16 protein-coding genes are annotated in these 18263 nt (G+C 59.5%); 7 read left to right on the top strand and 9 right to left on the bottom strand.

Going from position 1 to position 18263, the window contains the following annotated elements:
- The first annotated feature begins 52 nt into the window (after positions 1-52).
- The 6 genes from rraA to H8F22_RS04645 all read left to right on the top strand — a co-directional run bounded on the left by rraA (position 53) and on the right by H8F22_RS04645 (position 4532).
- Complete coding sequence (gene rraA / locus H8F22_RS04670) at positions 53-544, top strand: ribonuclease E activity regulator RraA (RefSeq protein WP_027922555.1); 492 nt, start codon at positions 53-55, stop codon at positions 542-544.
- Between the two features lie 24 nt (positions 545-568).
- Entirely contained in the window at positions 569-1564 is a 996-nt protein-coding gene (locus H8F22_RS04665) for a zinc transporter ZntB (protein ID WP_027922556.1), read from the top strand.
- A 63-nt stretch (positions 1565-1627) separates the two neighbouring features.
- Entirely contained in the window at positions 1628-1876 is a 249-nt protein-coding gene (locus tag H8F22_RS04660; RefSeq protein WP_027922557.1) for a hypothetical protein, read from the top strand.
- A 2-nt stretch (positions 1877-1878) separates the two neighbouring features.
- The gene (locus H8F22_RS04655) at positions 1879-2703 is read left to right on the top strand and encodes a mechanosensitive ion channel family protein (RefSeq protein WP_008048604.1); all 825 of its coding nucleotides are present in this window, start codon (positions 1879-1881) and stop codon (positions 2701-2703) included.
- 87 nt (positions 2704-2790) lie between these two features.
- Positions 2791-3381, top strand: coding sequence for an RNA polymerase sigma factor SigX (gene sigX / locus H8F22_RS04650; RefSeq protein WP_008146300.1), 591 nt, complete (start codon positions 2791-2793; stop codon positions 3379-3381).
- A gap of 107 nt (positions 3382-3488) precedes the next feature.
- Positions 3489-4532 carry an OmpA family protein gene (locus tag H8F22_RS04645; RefSeq protein WP_027922558.1) on the top strand — a complete coding sequence of 348 codons (1044 nt, stop codon included), beginning with the start codon at positions 3489-3491 and terminating at the stop codon, positions 4530-4532.
- A 74-nt stretch (positions 4533-4606) separates the two neighbouring features.
- Here the strand turns inward: H8F22_RS04645 and cobA are convergent, their stop codons facing one another.
- From cobA to H8F22_RS04605, 8 genes are all read right to left on the bottom strand, one after another.
- Complete coding sequence (cobA, locus tag H8F22_RS04640; RefSeq protein ID WP_027922559.1) at positions 4607-5380, bottom strand: uroporphyrinogen-III C-methyltransferase; 774 nt, start codon at positions 5378-5380, stop codon at positions 4607-4609.
- A gap of 10 nt (positions 5381-5390) precedes the next feature.
- Positions 5391-8108, bottom strand: a complete 2718-nt coding sequence (locus tag H8F22_RS04635; RefSeq protein WP_059181324.1) for a nitrate reductase — start codon at positions 8106-8108, stop codon at positions 5391-5393.
- Positions 8108-8425 carry a nitrite reductase small subunit NirD gene (nirD, locus tag H8F22_RS04630; RefSeq protein ID WP_027922561.1) on the bottom strand — a complete coding sequence of 106 codons (318 nt, stop codon included), beginning with the start codon at positions 8423-8425 and terminating at the stop codon, positions 8108-8110. The genes H8F22_RS04635 and nirD overlap by 1 nt, the downstream gene beginning before the upstream one ends.
- Positions 8422-10875 carry a nitrite reductase large subunit NirB gene (gene nirB, locus H8F22_RS04625; protein WP_027922562.1) on the bottom strand — a complete coding sequence of 818 codons (2454 nt, stop codon included), beginning with the start codon at positions 10873-10875 and terminating at the stop codon, positions 8422-8424. Before nirB ends, nirD begins: the two co-directional genes overlap by 4 nt.
- Before the next feature lie 349 nt (positions 10876-11224).
- On the bottom strand, positions 11225-12895 hold the full coding sequence (locus H8F22_RS04620; protein WP_027922563.1) for a bifunctional protein-serine/threonine kinase/phosphatase: 1671 nt from the start codon (positions 12893-12895) through the stop codon (positions 11225-11227).
- A gap of 7 nt (positions 12896-12902) precedes the next feature.
- A complete protein-coding gene (locus tag H8F22_RS04615; RefSeq protein WP_027922564.1) occupies positions 12903-14114 on the bottom strand; it encodes a nitrate/nitrite transporter in 1212 nt (403 codons plus the stop codon).
- A 309-nt stretch (positions 14115-14423) separates the two neighbouring features.
- Complete coding sequence (locus tag H8F22_RS04610; protein WP_027922565.1) at positions 14424-14999, bottom strand: ANTAR domain-containing response regulator; 576 nt, start codon at positions 14997-14999, stop codon at positions 14424-14426.
- A 15-nt stretch (positions 15000-15014) separates the two neighbouring features.
- Positions 15015-16226, bottom strand: a complete 1212-nt coding sequence (locus H8F22_RS04605) for a CmpA/NrtA family ABC transporter substrate-binding protein (protein WP_027922566.1) — start codon at positions 16224-16226, stop codon at positions 15015-15017.
- 228 nt (positions 16227-16454) lie between these two features.
- On the opposite strand from H8F22_RS04605, the gene H8F22_RS04600 reads away from it, so the two are divergent.
- Positions 16455-17474, top strand: a complete 1020-nt coding sequence (locus tag H8F22_RS04600; RefSeq protein WP_059181321.1) for a quinone-dependent dihydroorotate dehydrogenase — start codon at positions 16455-16457, stop codon at positions 17472-17474.
- Between the two features lie 188 nt (positions 17475-17662).
- Here the strand turns inward: H8F22_RS04600 and rmf are convergent, their stop codons facing one another.
- Positions 17663-17878: a ribosome modulation factor gene (gene rmf, locus H8F22_RS04595; protein WP_003223300.1), complete on the bottom strand. Its 216-nt coding sequence runs from the start codon at positions 17876-17878 to the stop codon at positions 17663-17665.
- Positions 17879-18263: the final 385 nt, after the last annotated feature.

Genomic DNA, 18263 nt, shown 5'->3' with positions numbered 1-18263 from the left:
TTGGTCACGTTTCGACACCCTCGATTGTCTTCCTCTTTACAGGAGTTTCTCGATGAATCATTACCTCACGCCTGACCTGTGCGACGCCTATCCGGAGCTGGTGCAGGTGCTGGAACCGATGTTCAGCAATTTCGGTGGCCGTGATTCTTTCGGCGGCGAAATCGTGACCATCAAGTGCTTCGAAGACAACTCGTTGGTCAAGGAGCAAGCCGAGCTCAAGGGCAATGGCAAGGTGTTGGTGGTCGACGGTGGTGGTTCGCTGCGTCGTGCGCTACTGGGCGACATGATCGCCGAGAAGGCCGCGAAAAACGGTTGGGAAGGGCTGGTGATCTACGGTTGCATCCGTGACGTCGACGTCATTGCACAAACCGACCTGGGGGTTCAGGCCCTGGCCAGCCACCCGATGAAAACCGACAAGCGCGGCATTGGCGATCTGAACGTCGCGGTGACCTTTGCCGGCGTGACGTTCCATCCAGGCCATTACATTTACGCGGACAACAACGGCGTGATCATCTCGCCAAGCCCGCTGAAAATGCCTGAATAACCAGAAACCAACAAAGGGATGCGGATGTTCGAGGAAGAAAACGCGCAGTGGGGCCTGGTGCATGCCCTGGTACTGGACGGTAAAGGCAGTGCGCGTTCGATAGCCCGGACTGAACTCGATGACTTGCAGCTTCAGGCCCATGAGAGCCTGTGGCTGCATTGGGATCGCAGTCATCCGCAAACCCAGACCTGGCTGCGTAAAACCAGCGGTCTGAGTGAATTCAGTTGCGACCTTCTGCTCGAAGAAAATACCCGACCGCGTCTTCTACAGCTTTCGGACAGCGAACTGCTGCTATTTTTGCGTGGGGTCAATTTGAATCCCGGCGCAGAACCGGAAGACATGGTTTCGGTGCGGATTTTCGCCTCGGCCAAGCGGGTTATTTCCCTGCGTTTGCGTCCATTGCGCGCCACCGATGAATTGTTGGTGCAGCTCGCCGACGGCAAAGGGCCGAAAACCGCGTCCGAACTCGTCCTGTATATGGCGCAGTACCTCACCAATAAAGTGCAGGATCTGGTCAGTTGCCTCTCGGAAGTGGTCGATGAGGAAGAAGAAAAACTGGATGCCGACGAACGGTATACTCCCGAGCACGGCGCCATATTGCAGATCCGTCGCAGGGCAGCGGCGCTGAAACGTTTTCTTGCACCTCAGCGGGATATTTTCGGGCAACTGACGCGTATAAAATTGCCCTGGTTTGTCGAAGACGATGGCGATTACTGGAACGAATTGAACAACAGCCTGACCCGCTACCTTGAGGAGCTGGAATTGACCCGGGAGCGGGTGGGGCTGGTCCTCGAGGCTGAAGACAGACGTTTGAGCGTGCGCATGAACCGCACGATGTACCGCTTCGGGATCATCACCGGGATCTTTTTGCCGATGAGTTTCCTGACCGGTCTTTTGGGGATCAACGTCGGTGGTATTCCGTTCTCGGCGAGCCCGTATGGCTTCCTGATTGCGTGCCTGATGATGGTCTCGGTGGCGCTCGGGCAGTGGTGGTTATTTCGACGTTTGCGTTGGGTGTGAGCATGCGTCATGTGACCCGGGCAAATTTGATCGCGTCTTTCACAGACATCACGAGAGGTGCGTATGCACGATCCGTTTGAACAGTCTTTGCGCGACATGCTCAATGCATCACCGTCCACCCGGGACGACGATGCGTGCCTTGGGCGTGTACTGAAAACCGCCAATCGCCAGGTCGGCGCTGGCGATCTGTTCAGCCTGCTGGGCCGCTGGTTGCCCGCGCTGATGATTGCCCTCAACAACGGCTCGGCCCACGTCGCGCCAGTCTCCCGCCACCGTAAACCTACCGTTCGCACTGCTGATAAGGCTGATTGAATATGGAACTTGATCTCTGGACTCAGAGCCTCGTCACTGCAATGACTGCGTTATGGACAAAGGTTGCGAACTTCATTCCGAACCTGTTCGGCGCATTGGTTGTGCTGCTGTTGGGTTTTGTCGTGGCGAAACTTTTGGACACTTTATTGTCCAAGCTGCTCGCCAAGCTGGGTCTCGATCGCCTGATGGGCGGCACCGGTCTGACTAAATTATTGTCCCGGGCCGGCCTTCAAGTACCGATATCGACCTTGATCGGCAAGATCGTCTATTGGTTCGTCCTGCTGATTTTTCTGGTTTCTGCAGCAGAATCCCTTGGACTTGAACGAGTTTCAGCTACGCTGGATATGCTGGCTTTGTATCTGCCCAAGGTATTTGGCGCAGCGCTGGTGTTGCTGGTGGGTGTGTTGCTGGCGCAATTGGCCAATGGGCTGGTGCGCGGCGCGGCAGAAGGCGTAGGGCTGGACTATGCTTCGGGGTTGGGACGAATTGCTCAGGGCCTGGTGATAATCATCAGTATCTCGGTAGCGATCAGCCAGTTGGAGGTCAAGACAGACCTGCTCAACCATGTGATTGTCATCGTATTGATCACCGTTGGTCTGGCGGTTGCGCTGGCCATGGGGCTGGGAAGCCGGGAAATTGCCGGTCAGATTCTTGCGGGAATCTATGTGCGTGAGCTGTATCAGGTTGGGCAACAAGTGCGTGTTGGCGAGGTCGAAGGTCAGATCGAAGAGATCGGCACGGTTAAAACCACATTGCTGACCGATGAGGGTGAGCTAGTCTCTCTCTCCAATCGGATTCTCTTGGAGCAGCATGTGAGTAGCCGCTAACCCGGCAAACCCTGCTAATGTATGCCGCCGCGAATTGCCCCGAAAGGGCAGCGGCGGACATTGACCTGACTGTCGGCCCGACTTGTTTTGAATAAAGCTCAATCGCTCTCCACGCGCTACGACCCCCGCGAGCTCTCTGATGAGGAGTTGGTCGCGCGCTCGCATACCGAGCTGTTTCACGTAACGCGCGCCTATGAAGAACTGATGCGGCGTTACCAGCGAACATTATTTAACGTCTGTGCCCGATACCTTGGGAACGATCGCGACGCAGACGATGTCTGTCAGGAAGTGATGTTGAAGGTGCTGTACGGCTTGAAGAACTTCGAGGGGAAATCGAAGTTCAAGACGTGGCTATATAGCATCACGTACAACGAATGCATCACACAGTATCGGAAGGAACGGCGAAAGCGTCGCTTGATGGACGCTTTGAGTCTGGACCCCCTTGAGGAAGCGTCTGAAGAAAAGGCGCCGAAACCCGAGGATAAGGGTGGACTTGATCGCTGGCTGGTGTATGTAAACCCGATTGACCGTGAAATTCTGGTGCTACGTTTTGTCGCAGAGCTGGAATTTCAAGAGATCGCGGATATCATGCATATGGGTTTGAGTGCGACAAAAATGCGGTACAAACGTGCTCTTGATAAATTGCGTGAGAAATTTGCAGGCATTGCTGAAACTTAGTTCAGCGCAAATATCTCTTACGTGTAGGCTAGTTCTGATAGACTAGCCGCCGAGTTGTCCCCCGGTTTGAGGGACTGCTTTACAATCACCAGATGGGGATTTAACGGATGAAACTGAAAAACACCTTGGGCTTGGCCATTGGTACTCTTATTGCCGCTACTTCGTTCGGCGTTCTGGCACAAGGCCAAGGCGCAGTTGAAGGCGAGCTCAACTACGGGAAGAAGTACAACGACAGCGTTAAGAACGTTGAAGACGGCTACACTCCTGGCGCCTCCATCGGTTACTTCTTGACCGACGACGTATCGTTGAACCTGACCTACAATGCTGACGACCACACCCGTTCGAACAACGGTACCGGTTCTCAGAAAATTGAAGGCGACCAGTTCGGTCTGAACGCTCAGTACCACTTCAACAACGCTGGCGACGCTCTGCGTCCTTACGTTCAAGGTGGCGTTAAGCACGGCAGCATGACCAACGTAGCCGCTGATGGCCACACCGGTCGTGACCAGTCGACTTTCCTGACTGCTGGCGCTGGTCTGAAGTACTACTTCCTGGAAAACGTCTACGCTCGTGCTGGCGTAGAAGCTGACTACAAACTGGACAACGGCAAGTGGGACTACATCCCATCCGTTGGTCTGGGCGTGAACTTCGGTGGCGGCAACAAGCCAGTCGCTGCTGCTCCAGCTCCAGAGGTCTGCTCCGACAGCGACAACGATGGCGTTTGCGACAACGTTGACAAGTGCCCAGACACCCCAGCCAACGTAACTGTTGACGCTGATGGCTGCCCGGCAGTTGCTGAAGTTGTTCGTGTTGAGCTGGACGTGAAATTCGACTTCGACAAGTCGGTAGTCAAGCCAAACAGCTACGGCGACATCAAGAACCTGGCTGATTTCATGAAGCAGTACCCATCCACCACCACTACTGTTGAAGGTCACACTGACTCCGTCGGTCCTGACGCTTACAACCAGAAACTGTCCGAGCGTCGTGCAAACGCCGTTAAACAAGTTCTGACCAACCAGTACGGTGTTGAATCGTCCCGCGTTCAGTCGATCGGCTACGGCGAAACTCGCCCAGTTGCTGACAACAAAACTGAAGCTGGCCGCGCTGTAAACCGTCGCGTAGAAGCGCAGGTTGAAGCCCAAGGTAAGTAATTACCCGCCGCTCTGAGAAAAGCCCGGCTTAGGCCGGGCTTTTCTTTGTCTGCGATTTGGTGAACCGGGATGTGTCAGGCGCGTTGATATCCGACGTTAATGTCGACGGACAGGGCCTCTTCGCGAGCAGGCTCGCTCGCACAGTTGCCGGCAACTGCTCCAATCACCAGGATGGCCGGGCTTTTCAACGCGAAGGCCAAGGCATCTTCTTCCATCGCCATCAGGCTGCTCCGACATTCCCGTTGATGCGGCAACGATGCATTTTCGATCATCGCCACCGGCGTATCTGCTGACATTGCGCCCGCCAGCAGTTGCTCACGGATCTCGCTGAGCTTCGCAACACCCATGTAGATCACCAGCGTCGTGCCACCTTGAGCGAGCGCTTGCCAGTTCAGGCTGCTGCCATCCTGAGTGTGGGCGGTCACCAGCGTCACGCCTCGCGCGACACCGCGCAGGGTCAACGGAATATCGCATTGAGTCGCGCCAGCCAGGCCGGCGGTGATGCCATTGACCAGCTCGGCCTCGACCCCGCGCTCACGCAACCACTGCGCTTCTTCACCGCCACGCCCGAAGATGCACGGGTCACCCCCCTTGAGCCGCACGACGCATTTGCCCTGACGGGCATAACGCAGCATCAAACGATGAATGAATTCCTGTGGCGTAGAGCGGCAGCCACCGCGTTTACCCACCGGAATAATGCGCGCGCCGGGGCAGTGCTCAAGCACCGCGTCGTTGACCAGATCGTCGATCAGCACCACATCCGCTTCTCTCAACGCTCGAACAGCTTTAAGGGTCAGCAATTCAGGGTCACCGGGACCCGCGCCCACCAGCCAGACTTTTGCGTTCATTGTGTTTTCCTCACGAGATGATGGCGACCGGCTGCGCGGTGGCGGCCAGCAAACGCTTGATTTCCGGGACGCAGGAGCCGCATTGCGTGCCGCAACCCAATTCCTGTTTCAAACCCTGCAAGTCCAGGCCGCGGCGGATGCCGGCGCAGACCGCGTTTTGGCTGACGTTTTTGCAGTTGCACAGGGTTTTGTTGCCGATGGCTTCGGCGTCGACCTGGCCCGGCGGTGCACTCAGTGGGGCGAGCAGCCAGCGTCGCAGTTGTTCATCGGCGCGACCTTCGAGCCAGAGGTTTTGCAACCAGTGCCGGGCAAGGGTTTCACCCGCCAAGCGGATCGCGGTGATCCGTCCGTTCTCGATCCGCACGCGTTTACCGATGGAACGCCGTGGATCGTCGTAGGCCAGCACCGGACCGTCGTTGAGCCCCAGGCCTTGATCGATATCGCGCAGCAGTTGTGGGTCTGGCGCGGTGGCGTTGGCAGCGCGTATCAGCAGTGCAGGGCGCTCACGGCCTGCCAGGCTGAGACTGACGTAGGAAAACGCCTCGCAAAGGGGTCGTAGCGTCTCAAAATGCTGTTGGACATCACCCTCTACCAGCGCGAAAAGGTGCCAGGGCAACTGCACTGGCTCGAGGCGCACGCCACTGTGCTTGAGCTCAGGTTGTTTCGACAACGGGTCGAAGGCGGGCAGGGTGAGGCTGTTCACCCCCCCCTTGAAGAAACGGTCACCAAAATGCATCGGCAAAAAGGCTTGGCCCGGGCGCACGCTGTCGTCACTGGCGACCGGCACGATCACCGCGCCGCGGCGGCTTTTCAGGCTGATCAAATCCCCGGATTGCAGGCGATGCCGGCGCAGTTCATCCGGGTGCAGGCCCAACACGGCTTCGCTGACATGACCGAACAGCTGCGCCGAAGTGCCGGTGCGGCTCATGCCGTGCCATTGATCGCGCAGGCGACCGGTGATCAGCGTCAGCGGGAAACGTGCATCGCGCTGTTCCTTGGCGGCGCGATATGGATCAGCCACGAACTGCGCGCGGCCGCTGACAGTCGGGAAAACACCGTCGAGATAGAGACGTGCAGTGCCTGCGCTGGCGCCCGCAGGAAAGGGCCATTGTTGCGGGCCGAGCTTGTCGATCAATGCGTGGCTGATCCCGGACAAATCCAGATCCCGACCACGGGTCAGTTGTTTGTATTCGTCGAACACCTGCGCCGGGGTTTCAAAGGCGAACAGGCTGGTGGCTTCCGGGCGTAGACGTTTTTCCAGACGCTGTGCGAAATCCACGGTGATCGCCCAGTCCGGACGTGCTTCACCCGGTGCGACGATTGCCTGACGGACGTGGGAAATGCGCCGCTCGGAGTTGGTTACCGTACCGTCCTTCTCGCCCCAACTGGCGGCGGGCAACAACAGGTCGGCAAACCTCACGGTTTCAGTGGTGCGAAAGGCCTCCTGCAACACCACGAACGGGCAGGCTTGCAGTGCCGCGCGCACGGCCGTCTGATCGGGAAGCGACTGAGCGGGGTTGGTGCAGGCGATCCACAAGGCTTTGATCTTTCCGCTGCCCACCTGCTCAAACAACTCAATGGCCGTCAGCCCCGGGTTTTCCGGCAGTTGATCGACACCCCAATAAGCCGCCACGTCAGCGCGGTGCTCGGCATTGGCGGCATCGCGATGGCCCGGCAACAGGTTCGACAGACTGCCGGTTTCCCGGCCGCCCATGGCGTTCGGCTGACCGGTCAAAGAGAAAGGTCCTGCACCAGGACGGCCGATTTGTCCGGTCGCCAGGTGCAAATTGATCAGTGCGCTGTTCTTTGCACTGCCGGCGGTGGACTGGTTCAGCCCCATGCACCACAACGACAGGAAACTCGGTGAAGTACCGACCCATTCGGCGCATTGCTGCAGTTGCTCAACGCTGATTCCGCACAGTTGCGACACCATCTGCGGGGTGTAGTCGCGCACCAGAGTCTTCAGCTCGGGCAAGCCGTCGGTGTGGGCCTTGATGTAGTCGCGGTCGATCCAGTCTTCCCACAGCAGCAGGTGCAAAATCCCATGGAACAAGGCGACATCGGTCCCCGGAAGAATCGCCAGGTGCAGGTCAGCCAAATCGCAGGTGTCAGTACGACGCGGGTCGATGACGATGACTTTCATCTGTGGTCGGCGGGATTTGGCTTCTTCGAGGCGGCGAAAAAGTACCGGGTGGGCGTAGGCCATGTTGCTGCCGACGATCATCACGCAGTCGCTCAATTCCAGGTCTTCATAGCTGCACGGTGGTGCATCGGCGCCCAGGCTGCGCTTGTAGCCGACCACCGCCGACGACATGCACAGCCGCGAATTACTGTCGATGTTATTGGTGCCCACCAGCGCCCGCGCCAGTTTGTTGAAGGCGTAGTAGTCCTCCGTCAGCAACTGCCCGGAGATGTAGAACGCCACGCTGTCCGGGCCATGTTCGGCAATGGTTTTGGCGAAAACGCTGGCGGCGTGATCAAGGGCGGTGTCCCAGTCGGTGCGGCTGCGCGCCAGGCCTTTGCCCAGGCGCAGTTCCGGGTACAGCGCCCGTGCCGTCAAGTCGCCGGTCAGATGCAGGGTTGATCCCTTGCTGCACAATTTGCCGAAGTTTGCCGGGTGCGCCGGATCGCCGCTGACGCCGAGGATGCGCTCGCCGTCATGTTCGATCAGCACGCCGCAGCCGACCCCGCAATAACAGCAGGTGGACGCGGTGATCTGGCGGTCCATCAGCCTGCGTCCCGCAGGGCCAGCATCACTCGGCCATTTTCGACCCGCGCCGGGTGGTGATGGGCGCAGCCGATGTCCGGGGCCTGGGCTTCGCCGCTTTCCAGGTCGATTTGCCAGTTGTGCAGCGGACAGGCCACTCGCTTGCCGTAGATCAAACCTTGGGACAACGGTCCGCCCTTGTGTGGGCAACGGTCATCGAGGGCGAACACTTCATCATCGCTGGTGCGAAAAATCGCGATGTCACCTTTGGGGCCGGCAATGATCCGCGAGCCCAGGGCGTTGATTTCTTCCAGTGCGCAGATATCCAGCCAGTTCATGCCAGCACCTCCAGGTTCTTCACGGGAATGACGTCGAATTCTTTTTTCAGCAATGGCTGCGTCAGGCGTTCTTTCCACGGATCCTGTTCGAACGACAGCGAGAATTGCAGCCGGTCATTGAGCGCCTTGCGCCGTTCCGGGTCTTCCAGCACGGCTTTCTTGATGTGGTCCATGCCGACCCGTTGCAGGTAATGCACGGTGCGTTCGAGGTAGAAGGCTTCTTCGCGATAGAGCTGCAAAAACGCGCCGTTGTATTCGCGCACCTCTTCAGCGGTTTTCAATTTGACGAAAAACTCGGCGACTTCGGTTTTGATCCCACCGTTGCCGCCGATGTACATCTCCCAGCCGGAATCCACGCCGATGATGCCGACGTCCTTGATGCCTGCTTCCGAACAGTTGCGCGGGCAACCGGAGACGGCCAGTTTGACTTTGTGCGGCGACCACATGTTGAACAGGTCATGCTCCAGTTCGATGCCCAGCTGCGTGGAATTTTGCGTGCCGAAACGGCAGAACTCACTGCCGACGCAGGTCTTCACGGTGCGGATGGATTTGCCGTAGGCGTGGCCGGACGGCATGTCGAGGTCTTTCCAGACGCCCGGCAGGTCCTGTTTCTTGATCCCCAGCAAGTCGATGCGCTGACCGCCGGTGACCTTGACCATCGGCACGTTGTACTTGTCGGCGACGTCGGCGATGCGGCGCAATTCCGAAGGGTTGGTCACGCCTCCCCACATCCGTGGAACCACCGAGTAGGTGCCGTCTTTCTGGATGTTGGCGTGGGCGCGTTCGTTGATCAGGCGCGATTGCGGATCATCCTTGGCTTCGCCCGGCCAGGTGGAAATCAGGTAGTAGTTCAGCGCCGGGCGGCAGGTGGCACAGCCGTTCGGGGTGCGCCAGTTCAGGTAGCTCTGGGTGCCGGCGATGGTGAGCAGATGTTGTTCGCGAATGGCCTGGCGGATTTGCCCGTGGTTGAGGTCGCTGCAACCGCAGATGGCTTTTTCGCTTTTCGGCTTCACGTCTGCCGCGCCGCCCACGGTGTTGATCAGGATCTGTTCGACGAGGCCAGCGCAGGAACCGCAAGAGCTGGCAGCCTTGGTGTGTTTTTTTACCTCGTCGACACTGAACAGCCCGTGTTCCTGAATCGCCTTGACGATGGTGCCTTTGCACACGCCGTTGCAGCCGCAGACTTCGGCGGTGTCGGCCATGCTCATGGCCTTGTCCTGGCCCTGATGTCCTACGTCGCCTAATGCGTTTTCACCAAACATGAGGTGATCGCGGATCTCGCCAATGGCGTGATTCTCACGAATCTGCCGGAAATACCAACCGCCATCTGCCGTATCGCCGTACAGACAGGCACCGACCAGCACGTCATCCTTGATCACCAGTTTTTTGTAGACGCCACCGATCGGGTCGGAGAGGGTGATGGTTTCGGTGCCTTCGCCACCCATGAAGTCGCCGGCGGAGAACAGGTCAATGCCGGTGACTTTCAGTTTGGTCGACGTCACCGAACCTTGATAACGGGCGAAACCCAATTGGGCGAGGTGATTGGCGCAAACCTTGGCTTGCTCGAACAGCGGTGCAACCAGGCCGTAGGCGATGCCGCGATGGCTGGCGCACTCGCCGATGGCGTAGACCCGTGGGTCGTAGGTTTGCATCGTGTCGTTGACCAGAATCCCGCGATTGCAGGGAATGCCGGATTTTTCCGCGAGTTCGGTGTTGGGGCGGATGCCGGCGGCCATGACCACCAGGTCGGCGGGAATTATGTCGCCGTTCTTGAATTCAACCGAGCCGACCCGGCCATTGCCGGCATCGTGCAGGGCCTGGGTTTGTTCGCAGAGGCGAAAGTGCAGGCCACGCGCTTCAAGGGCGGTTTGCAGCAACTGGCCGCTGGTCTTGTCGAGTTGTCGTTCCAACAACCATTCACCGAGGTGCACCACGGTCACGTGCATGCCGCGCAGCATCAAGCCATTTGCGGCTTCCAGACCGAGCAATCCGCCGCCGATGACCACGGCGTGCTTGTGGGTCTTGGCGGTGTTGATCATGGCCTGGGTGTCGGCGATGTCACGGTAACCGATCACGCCCTGCAAGGTGTTGCCCGGGATCGGCAGGATGAACGGGGTCGAGCCGGTGGCGATCAACAGGCGATCGTATTCGGCCTCGGTGCCGTCTTCGGCGATGACCCGGCGTTTGACCCGATCGATCTCCACCACTTTGCGGTTGAGCAGCAGCTTGATGTTGTTATCCAGGTACCAGTCGAGGTCGTTGAGCACGATCTCTTCGAACGTTTGTTCGCCGGCCAGTACCGGCGACAACAGGATGCGGTTGTAGTTGGTGTGGGGTTCGGCGCCGAAGACCGTGATGTCGTACAGCTCGTTGCTCAACTTGAGCAGTTCTTCCAGGGTGCGAACCCCGGCCATGCCGTTGCCGATCATCACCAGTTTTAATTTTTTCATCAGGTTCTCCGGGGGAGCGGTGACCCGCCTCATCAGGGCTTCAGGTCTGGCTCGACAAATTTTGCGCAAACAAAAAAAGGCGTCCCGCTAGTTGCCTAGCGAGGACGCCTTTGTCCTGGTCCCGTTCTCTCGGGAAGCGCAGTCTTCATCGTTGAAGGCTGGGCTTTATGTGTGGTGGAAAGGGTAATGCAGTGGTTGTGCCAAGTGCTTCAGGTGGCCGGATTTACTGGGTTTGGTCGAAGACTTGGAATGTGAAATAGGTTTTTTCGCACCGAATCAATGCGCGATGCCCGCATTTGGCGCGGATTCTGTAGCAGCAGACTTCGCCAGCGGCTACAGGGGATTTGAATCAGCGATGAAATACAAGAACCAGCAGCACCAGATTCAGCAGCAATGACATCAGCGCCAATGTCCGCCAAACCTTCAACGGCTCACGCTCCATCAACGGTCTGGGCCGCACGCTCAAGCTGCGCCGCTCGCCCTGTTCCAGTAGCAGCAACCATTCTTCCGCCGTTTCAAACCGCTGACCCGGATCCGCCACAACGGCACGTTCCAGGCATTGCGCAATCCATTCCGGCAAATCCGGACGATAGCGACTGGCGCTGACCGGTACACCAAACCGTGGTCGCTGGAACGCTTCGATTTCACCGTAGGGGTAATGCCCGGTCAGCAGGAAATACAGGGTCACGCCCACCGCGTACAGGTCTTGTTGCGGCGTCGGGATGTCCCCGCGAAAGGCTTCCGGCGCAAGGTAACTGGGCGTTCCAGGCAGGGCAGAGGTTTGATCCTCTGACAAGCCTGGGCAATACGCGAGGCCGAAATCCAGCAGGCGTAATTCGCCGTCGTCACCCAGCAGCAGGTTTTCCGGCTTGATGTCGCGGTGCAGAATCTGCCGTCGATGCAGGAGGCCAACCGCGCGAAGCAGGCGCTCGGCCAGATCTTGCCATTGCGCCAACGGCAGAGGTCCGACACGGGTGTGCAGAGCTGCCAGCGTCGTTCCGGAATATTCGCGCATCACGTAGTACAAATGCTGACGCTGACTGGCGGCATGGACTTCAGGAAAATGCCGTCCTGCCACGCGCTTGAGAAACCATTCCTCCGACAGCAACGCTTGCCCGGCCAGGTGATCGTCGTGCAGCGCGGCGGGCAAGGTTTTCAATAGCCAGGGTTGCTGTTGTCCGTCGCGAACCCGATAGAGCAGCGATTGCTGGCTCTGGCCGAGTATCCCGTCAACGTGCCAGCCTTCGAAGGATTGACCGGGTTTCAGCGCCGGTGGCAACGGCCATTGCTGTAAGTGAATCAGCGCATCACCAATGCTCGTTTCACCCAGGGCATCGACTCGTACCAGCAAGGCACTTGCGTTGTCCTGGCTGCCGGCCAGGTGCGCAGCGTTGACGAGGGTCTGTGCCGCGCTCTCCAGATCGGGCTGATCTCGCAGAATGGCGGCAATCGCGGTGTCACCCAGCACAGCCCAGATGCCGTCGCTGAGCAGCACGAAACTCTCATTCAGGCGCAATTCGCCATCGAGAAAGTCCAGCACCAGATGCTGATCCAGTCCCAGTGCCCGTTTCAGCACATGCTGCATGCCCGGCTGGTCCCAGACATGGTCCTCGCTGACGCGCTGCAATTGATCCGCGTGCCAGCGATACACCCGGCAATCGCCGACATGGGCCAGGGTAAAACGCCTGCCGCGCATGACCAATGCGCTGACCGTGGTCAGCAGCGGTTGCCCGCCACCATTGGCCTGCAGCCAGCGATTTTGCGCCAGCAGCAGGCGGTCCAGTGCCTGAGCGACACCCCAGGTTTCCGGGGTGGCGTAATAGTCCAGCGCCAGCGCCTGCAAGGTCGAGCGGGCGGCGAGACCGCCGTCGGCGCATTGGCTGACGCCGTCGGCAATGGCGAATAAGTAGCCTTTGCTGGCCGCCAGCGCCGGGGCGGGCGTCACGAGGCGCAGGGCGTCCTGGTTTTCCTCGCGCGGGCCAATGGCGCTGGCTTCGGCAAAGCTCAGTTGCAGGCTCATTGAGGCCTCAGACCCGCGCCGCCGTCACAGCGGCCGAACCCCAGGTGGTTCTCCAGCGACGTTTTACCCCGTGCAGACCGAACCAGGCCAGGACGCCGAGGCTGGCGAACAACCACAGGGCCAGTTGATAACTGCCAGTGCTCTGTTTGATCGCGCCCATGCCTGCCGCCAGCGCAAAGCCACCGATACCACCGGCCATGCCGATCAAACCGGTCATCACGCCGATCTCGCGACGAAAACGCTGCGGCACCAACTGGAACACCGCGCCGTTGCCTGCACCCAAACCGAGCATGGTGCAGACGAAAAGCGCCAGCGCCGCGTAGGAATTCGGAAGATTGAAACCCACCGCTGCAATGCAGAGCGCCGCCACCGTGTACATCGCCAGCAGCGTGCGTATCCCGCCGAAACGATCTGCCAGGGCACCACCCAATGGGCGCATCAGGCTGCCACCGAACACACAGGCCGCCGTGTAGTAACCGGCCGTCACCGGGCTCAGGCCGTACTGGTCGTTGAAATAGCCGGGCAGGGCGCTGGCCAGGCCGATGAAGCCGCCGAAGGTCACGCTGTAGAAAAACATGAACCACCAGCTGTCGCGATCGCCCAGGGCCTTGAAGTAGTCGGCCATCGACTTGGCTTTCGGCCGTTCCGGCGCGTTTTTCGCCAGCCAGGCAAAAACGATGAGTGTCAGGATCAGCGGGATCAGGGCGAAGCCGAACACGTTGCTCCAGCCGAACGCAGCGGCCAATACCGGAGCAATCAGTGCGGCAAGCACGGTGCCCGAGTTACCGGCACCGGCGATGCCCATGGCTTTGCCTTGATGCTGTGGCGGATACCACTGCGAGGCCAGCGGCAGGGCGACGGCGAAGGACGCCCCGGCCATGCCGAGGAACAGGCCCAGCACCAGCGCTTGCTCATAGCTGTGAATCCCGAGTTTCCAGGCGCCGAACAGCGCGCAGATGACAATCACCTGGCCTATCAGTCCGGCGGTTTTGGGCGACAGACGATCCGCCAGCATACCCATGATAAAGCGCAGCACGGCCCCGGCCAGGATCGGCGTGGCCACCACCAGCCCGCGTTGTTGGGTGGTCAGGTGCAGGTCCGCGGCGATCTGCACGGCCAACGGGCCGAGCAGGTACCAGACCATGAAGCTCAGGTCGAAATAGAGGAAGGCCGCAAACAGTGTCGGCGTATGGCCGGATTTCCAGAAGCTTGAATTCATCGCGCACCTCAGCTGTGAAGAGTCTCGAGAAGGAGTCATGAGCTAGCAGGTGGGGCGCCTGTGGGCCGCACCACCGGCCCCGGGCTGTGGGGCCAAAACGAAAAAACGCCGCTACCGGATTCGCCAAGGGCAAATGAGGTGAGCGACGTCTTTGTCGTAGGTGGGGCAACCGCCGTTGGTTACCTGTGGTGATTACTTAGCCAGATTTGTGCCAGTTTCAGGAGATCGTTCCCACGCGGAGCGTGGTAATGCCGCCATGGACGCTCCACGTCCGCTTCAAGCTGTGACGAGGAGCGTGGGAACGATCGGTTACCCGAGCAACTCACTCATGGCAATGATCTGCTCGGCAACCTGGATCAACTTCTGTTGCCGGCTCATCGCCTGCCGGCGCATCAGGGTGTAGGCCTCTTCCTCGTTGCAACTTTTCATCTTCATCAACAGCCCCTTGGCCAGTTCGATGCGCTTGCGCTCGGCCAGTTGCTGGTCGCGGGCATACAGCTGGGCGCGCAGGGCCTGGTCACTTTCAAACCGCGCCATGGCCACGTCGAGAATCGGCTGCAGGCGCTGTGCGTGAATGCCTTCGACGATGTAGGCACTGACCCCGGACTTGATCGCCTGACGCATCACGCCGGGGTCGTGTTCATCGGTAAACATGACAATCGGTCGTGGCTGGTCACGGGTCACCAACACCACTTGTTCCAGCACATCGCGGCTCGGTGACTCGGTATCGATCAGGATCACGTCCGGACGCACCGTTTCGACGCGTTCGGGCAGGTCGATGGTCAGGCCCGATTCGTCGATTACCTCGAACCCGGCTTCGGTCAGGGCGGCTTTCAGTCGACCGACTTTTTTCGCAGTGTCGTTGATCAGCAGGATACGCAGCATGTTCGCAGTCTCCTGTCAGCGCTGGGCGAATCGGTGCGAGCTGTCGCTCAGGGCGTGTAACTTGAAGCTGCGGGCATAACCGGCCGGGTCGGAACCGTCCCAGACTTTGCCGTCGATCAACTGGCTGCTGCGCATGTCCTGCCCCCGGATATCGACACCGACGGCACTGGCGGCTTCGCGGTACAGATCCAGTTGCTGGACCTGACGGGCCACGCCGAGGTAATCCGGATCGTCGCGCAACAAGCCCCAGCGCCGGAACTGGGTCATGAACCACATGCCGTCGGACAGGTACGGCACGTTGACCTCGCCGCCCGCATGGAAGCGCAACGCGTGCGGGTCCTGCCAGCGATGGCCCAGGCCGTCGGCGTAGTCGCCCAACAGGCGCGGTTCGATGCAGTCGAGGGGGGCGTCGAGGTAGTCGGGCGCGCTCAACAGCTGCGCGGTGCTGCGGCGGTTTTCCGTGCTTTGTTCAATGAACCGGCTGGCTTCCAGGATCGCCATCACCAAGGCCCGCGCGGTGTTGGGATACTGCTCGACAAACGCACGGGTGCAGCCGAGGACTTTTTCCGGGTGATCGGGCCAGATGGTCTGGGTCGTCGCCAGGGTAAAGCCGAGATTCTGTTGCACTGCGCTGGCGGACCACGGTTCACCCACGCAAAAGCCATCGATACGCCCGGCTTGCAGGTGCGCGACCATTTGCGGGGGCGGTACCACCACGCTGTCGACATCTTGCAGCGGGTGGATGCCCTGACTCGCCAGCCAGTAATACAGCCACATGGCGTGGGTGCCGGTCGGAAAGGTCTGGGCGAAGGTGAGTTTCGGGCGAGATTGGTGCACGTGGCGCTCGAGTGCATCAGGACTGGTCACGCTCAGCGCCTGCAAACCGTGGGAGAGATTGATGCTCTGGCCATTCTGGTTCAGGCCCATCAGCACGGCCATGTCGGTCGAGGCCACGCCGCCGATGCCCAGATGGACGGCATAAATAAGACCATACAGGCTGTGGGCGGCGTCGAGTTCGCCGCTGACCAGTTTGTCCCGCAGGTTGGCCCAGGACGACTGGCGCTTGAGGTTCAGGGTCAGGCCGTAAGGCTGGGCGAACCCCTGAGTGGCGGCGACCACCACCGAGGCGCAGTCGCTCAGGGCCATGAAGCCGAGGTTGATGTCGGTCTTTTCCGGGGCATCGCTGCCATTGACCCACGCCAGAGGGTTGGCTGGAACTTCAATCATCGATAAGCACCTTGCATAAAAAACGCCGTACCAGGCGCCTTGCCAGAGCAAGGGCCAGTGACGACGCCGTTGTCTTTCGACCCATTCCGCCGTTGGCATGAGTGCTGATACCGGTGGTGGTGCAAGGCATATGCCATCGCTCGCTGATTTTGTCGCGCGCCTCGCCTGCGGCCCCGATGCGCGGCTATAATTGCCGCCACTTTTCGTAGCCCAGAGTCAAACCCGCCCATGTACACCCTGGCCCGTCAGCTGTTGTTCAAACTTTCCCCGGAAACCTCCCACGATCTGTCTCTGGACCTGATCGGCGCGGGCGGACGTTTGGGCCTCAACGGCTTGCTGTGCAAGGCCCCGGCGAAAATGCCGGTGTCGGTCATGGGCCTGGACTTCCCGAACCCGGTGGGCTTGGCGGCGGGTCTGGACAAAAACGGCGCGGCCATCGACGGTTTCGCCCAGTTGGGTTTTGGTTTTGTCGAAATCGGCACCATCACCCCGCGTCCGCAACCGGGCAACCCGAAACCACGGATTTTCCGCCTGCCGGAAGCCGAGGCGATCATCAACCGCATGGGGTTCAACAACCTTGGCGTCGATCACCTGCTGGCGCGTGTAGCCGCCGCCAAATACAAGGGCGTGCTGGGCATCAACATCGGCAAAAACTTCGACACCCCGGTCGAGCGCGCGGTCGATGATTACCTGATCTGCCTGGACAAGGTCTACGCCCACGCCAGCTATGTGACGGTCAACGTCAGCTCGCCGAACACCCCGGGCCTGCGCAGCCTGCAGTTCGGCGATTCGCTCAAGCAGTTGCTCGCTGACCTGGCCACGCGCCGCGCCGAGTTGGCGTTGCGTCACGGTAAACATGTCCCGCTGGCGATCAAGATCGCACCGGACATGACCGACGAAGAAACCGCGCAGGTCGCACAAGCGCTGATTGAAACCGGGATGGACGCGGTGATCGCCACCAACACCACCCTGAGCCGCGTCGGTGTAGAAGGCATGGAGCACGGTGACGAGGCGGGCGGTCTGTCCGGCGCACCGGTTCGTGACAAGAGCACCCACACCGTGAAGGTGCTGGCCTCGGAGCTGGCCGGTCGCTTGCCGATCATCGCCGTGGGCGGGATCACCGAAGGCAAACACGCCGCAGAGAAAATCGCTGCGGGTGCGAGCCTGGTGCAGATCTACTCCGGCTTTATCTACAAAGGTCCAGCGCTGATTCGTGAGTCGGTAGACGCCATAGCCGCCCAGCGCTGACGTGTAGCAGCTGTCGAGCCTCGCAGGCTCGACAGCTGCTACACGGGAATTGTGTTTCGGCGAAAGACAGGCATAAAAAAGGGCTCCTCGAAGGAGCCCCTGGGCCGGAGCCCGCCGTCCGGATGGGACGTGCGTGGTTAATTCATTCAGTCATCAGATTGTCGTGTCGGAGTGTTAGGCCCTGTAAATTAGCCGACGGCGTGAAGTTCGTTGAGTCTGTGGATTCCCGCAGTGCCGGTCATACCGTCCCAGTTGTCGCCGCGTCCCTCGCGCCAGCCGTTAATCCAGGCTTGGCGTACTGACGGTAGAGTAAATGGGCAAAGCTCACGGGATTTGCCACCAACGCCATATTGATATCCGCGCAAAAATGCTCTTTCCAACGGATCACGCTTAAGTCTTCTCATAGGGTGTTGCCCTCACTTGTTGACTGTATTTATCGCGTAGACCTCAATCGAGGTCTGGCAGAAAAAAACTTCTGCCGTTGGGGCCCGCTGCCGGCGTCGCGAGCCAAGGTGTCGACGTCGTTGCGGCGTCAACCTGTGTTGAGTTCTAACCAATGCGTCACATCGAGGGAATGATCGTTTTGTCATAAGGACGTAACCATAAAGATGCTATGGCCATAAGTAACACGATGTTTGCCCGTGTTTATTGGCCAAAGCCCTGTATGATCGGCCCCCCGCAGGATGACGGGGTTAATCCTTTAGTGAGAATGACTTCTGTTGCGCAGAAGCACTATTCGACGAAGGGTCGACTTATGACATTTTGTTGCATCAACTTTTTTATCTGCCT

The organism is Pseudomonas mucoides (assembly GCF_015461845.1).
Taxonomy (GTDB): Bacteria; Pseudomonadota; Gammaproteobacteria; order Pseudomonadales; family Pseudomonadaceae; genus Aquipseudomonas; species Aquipseudomonas mucoides.
Note: the sequence above shows the minus strand (reverse complement) of the source record. Positions and strands in the feature narration are given on the sequence as shown.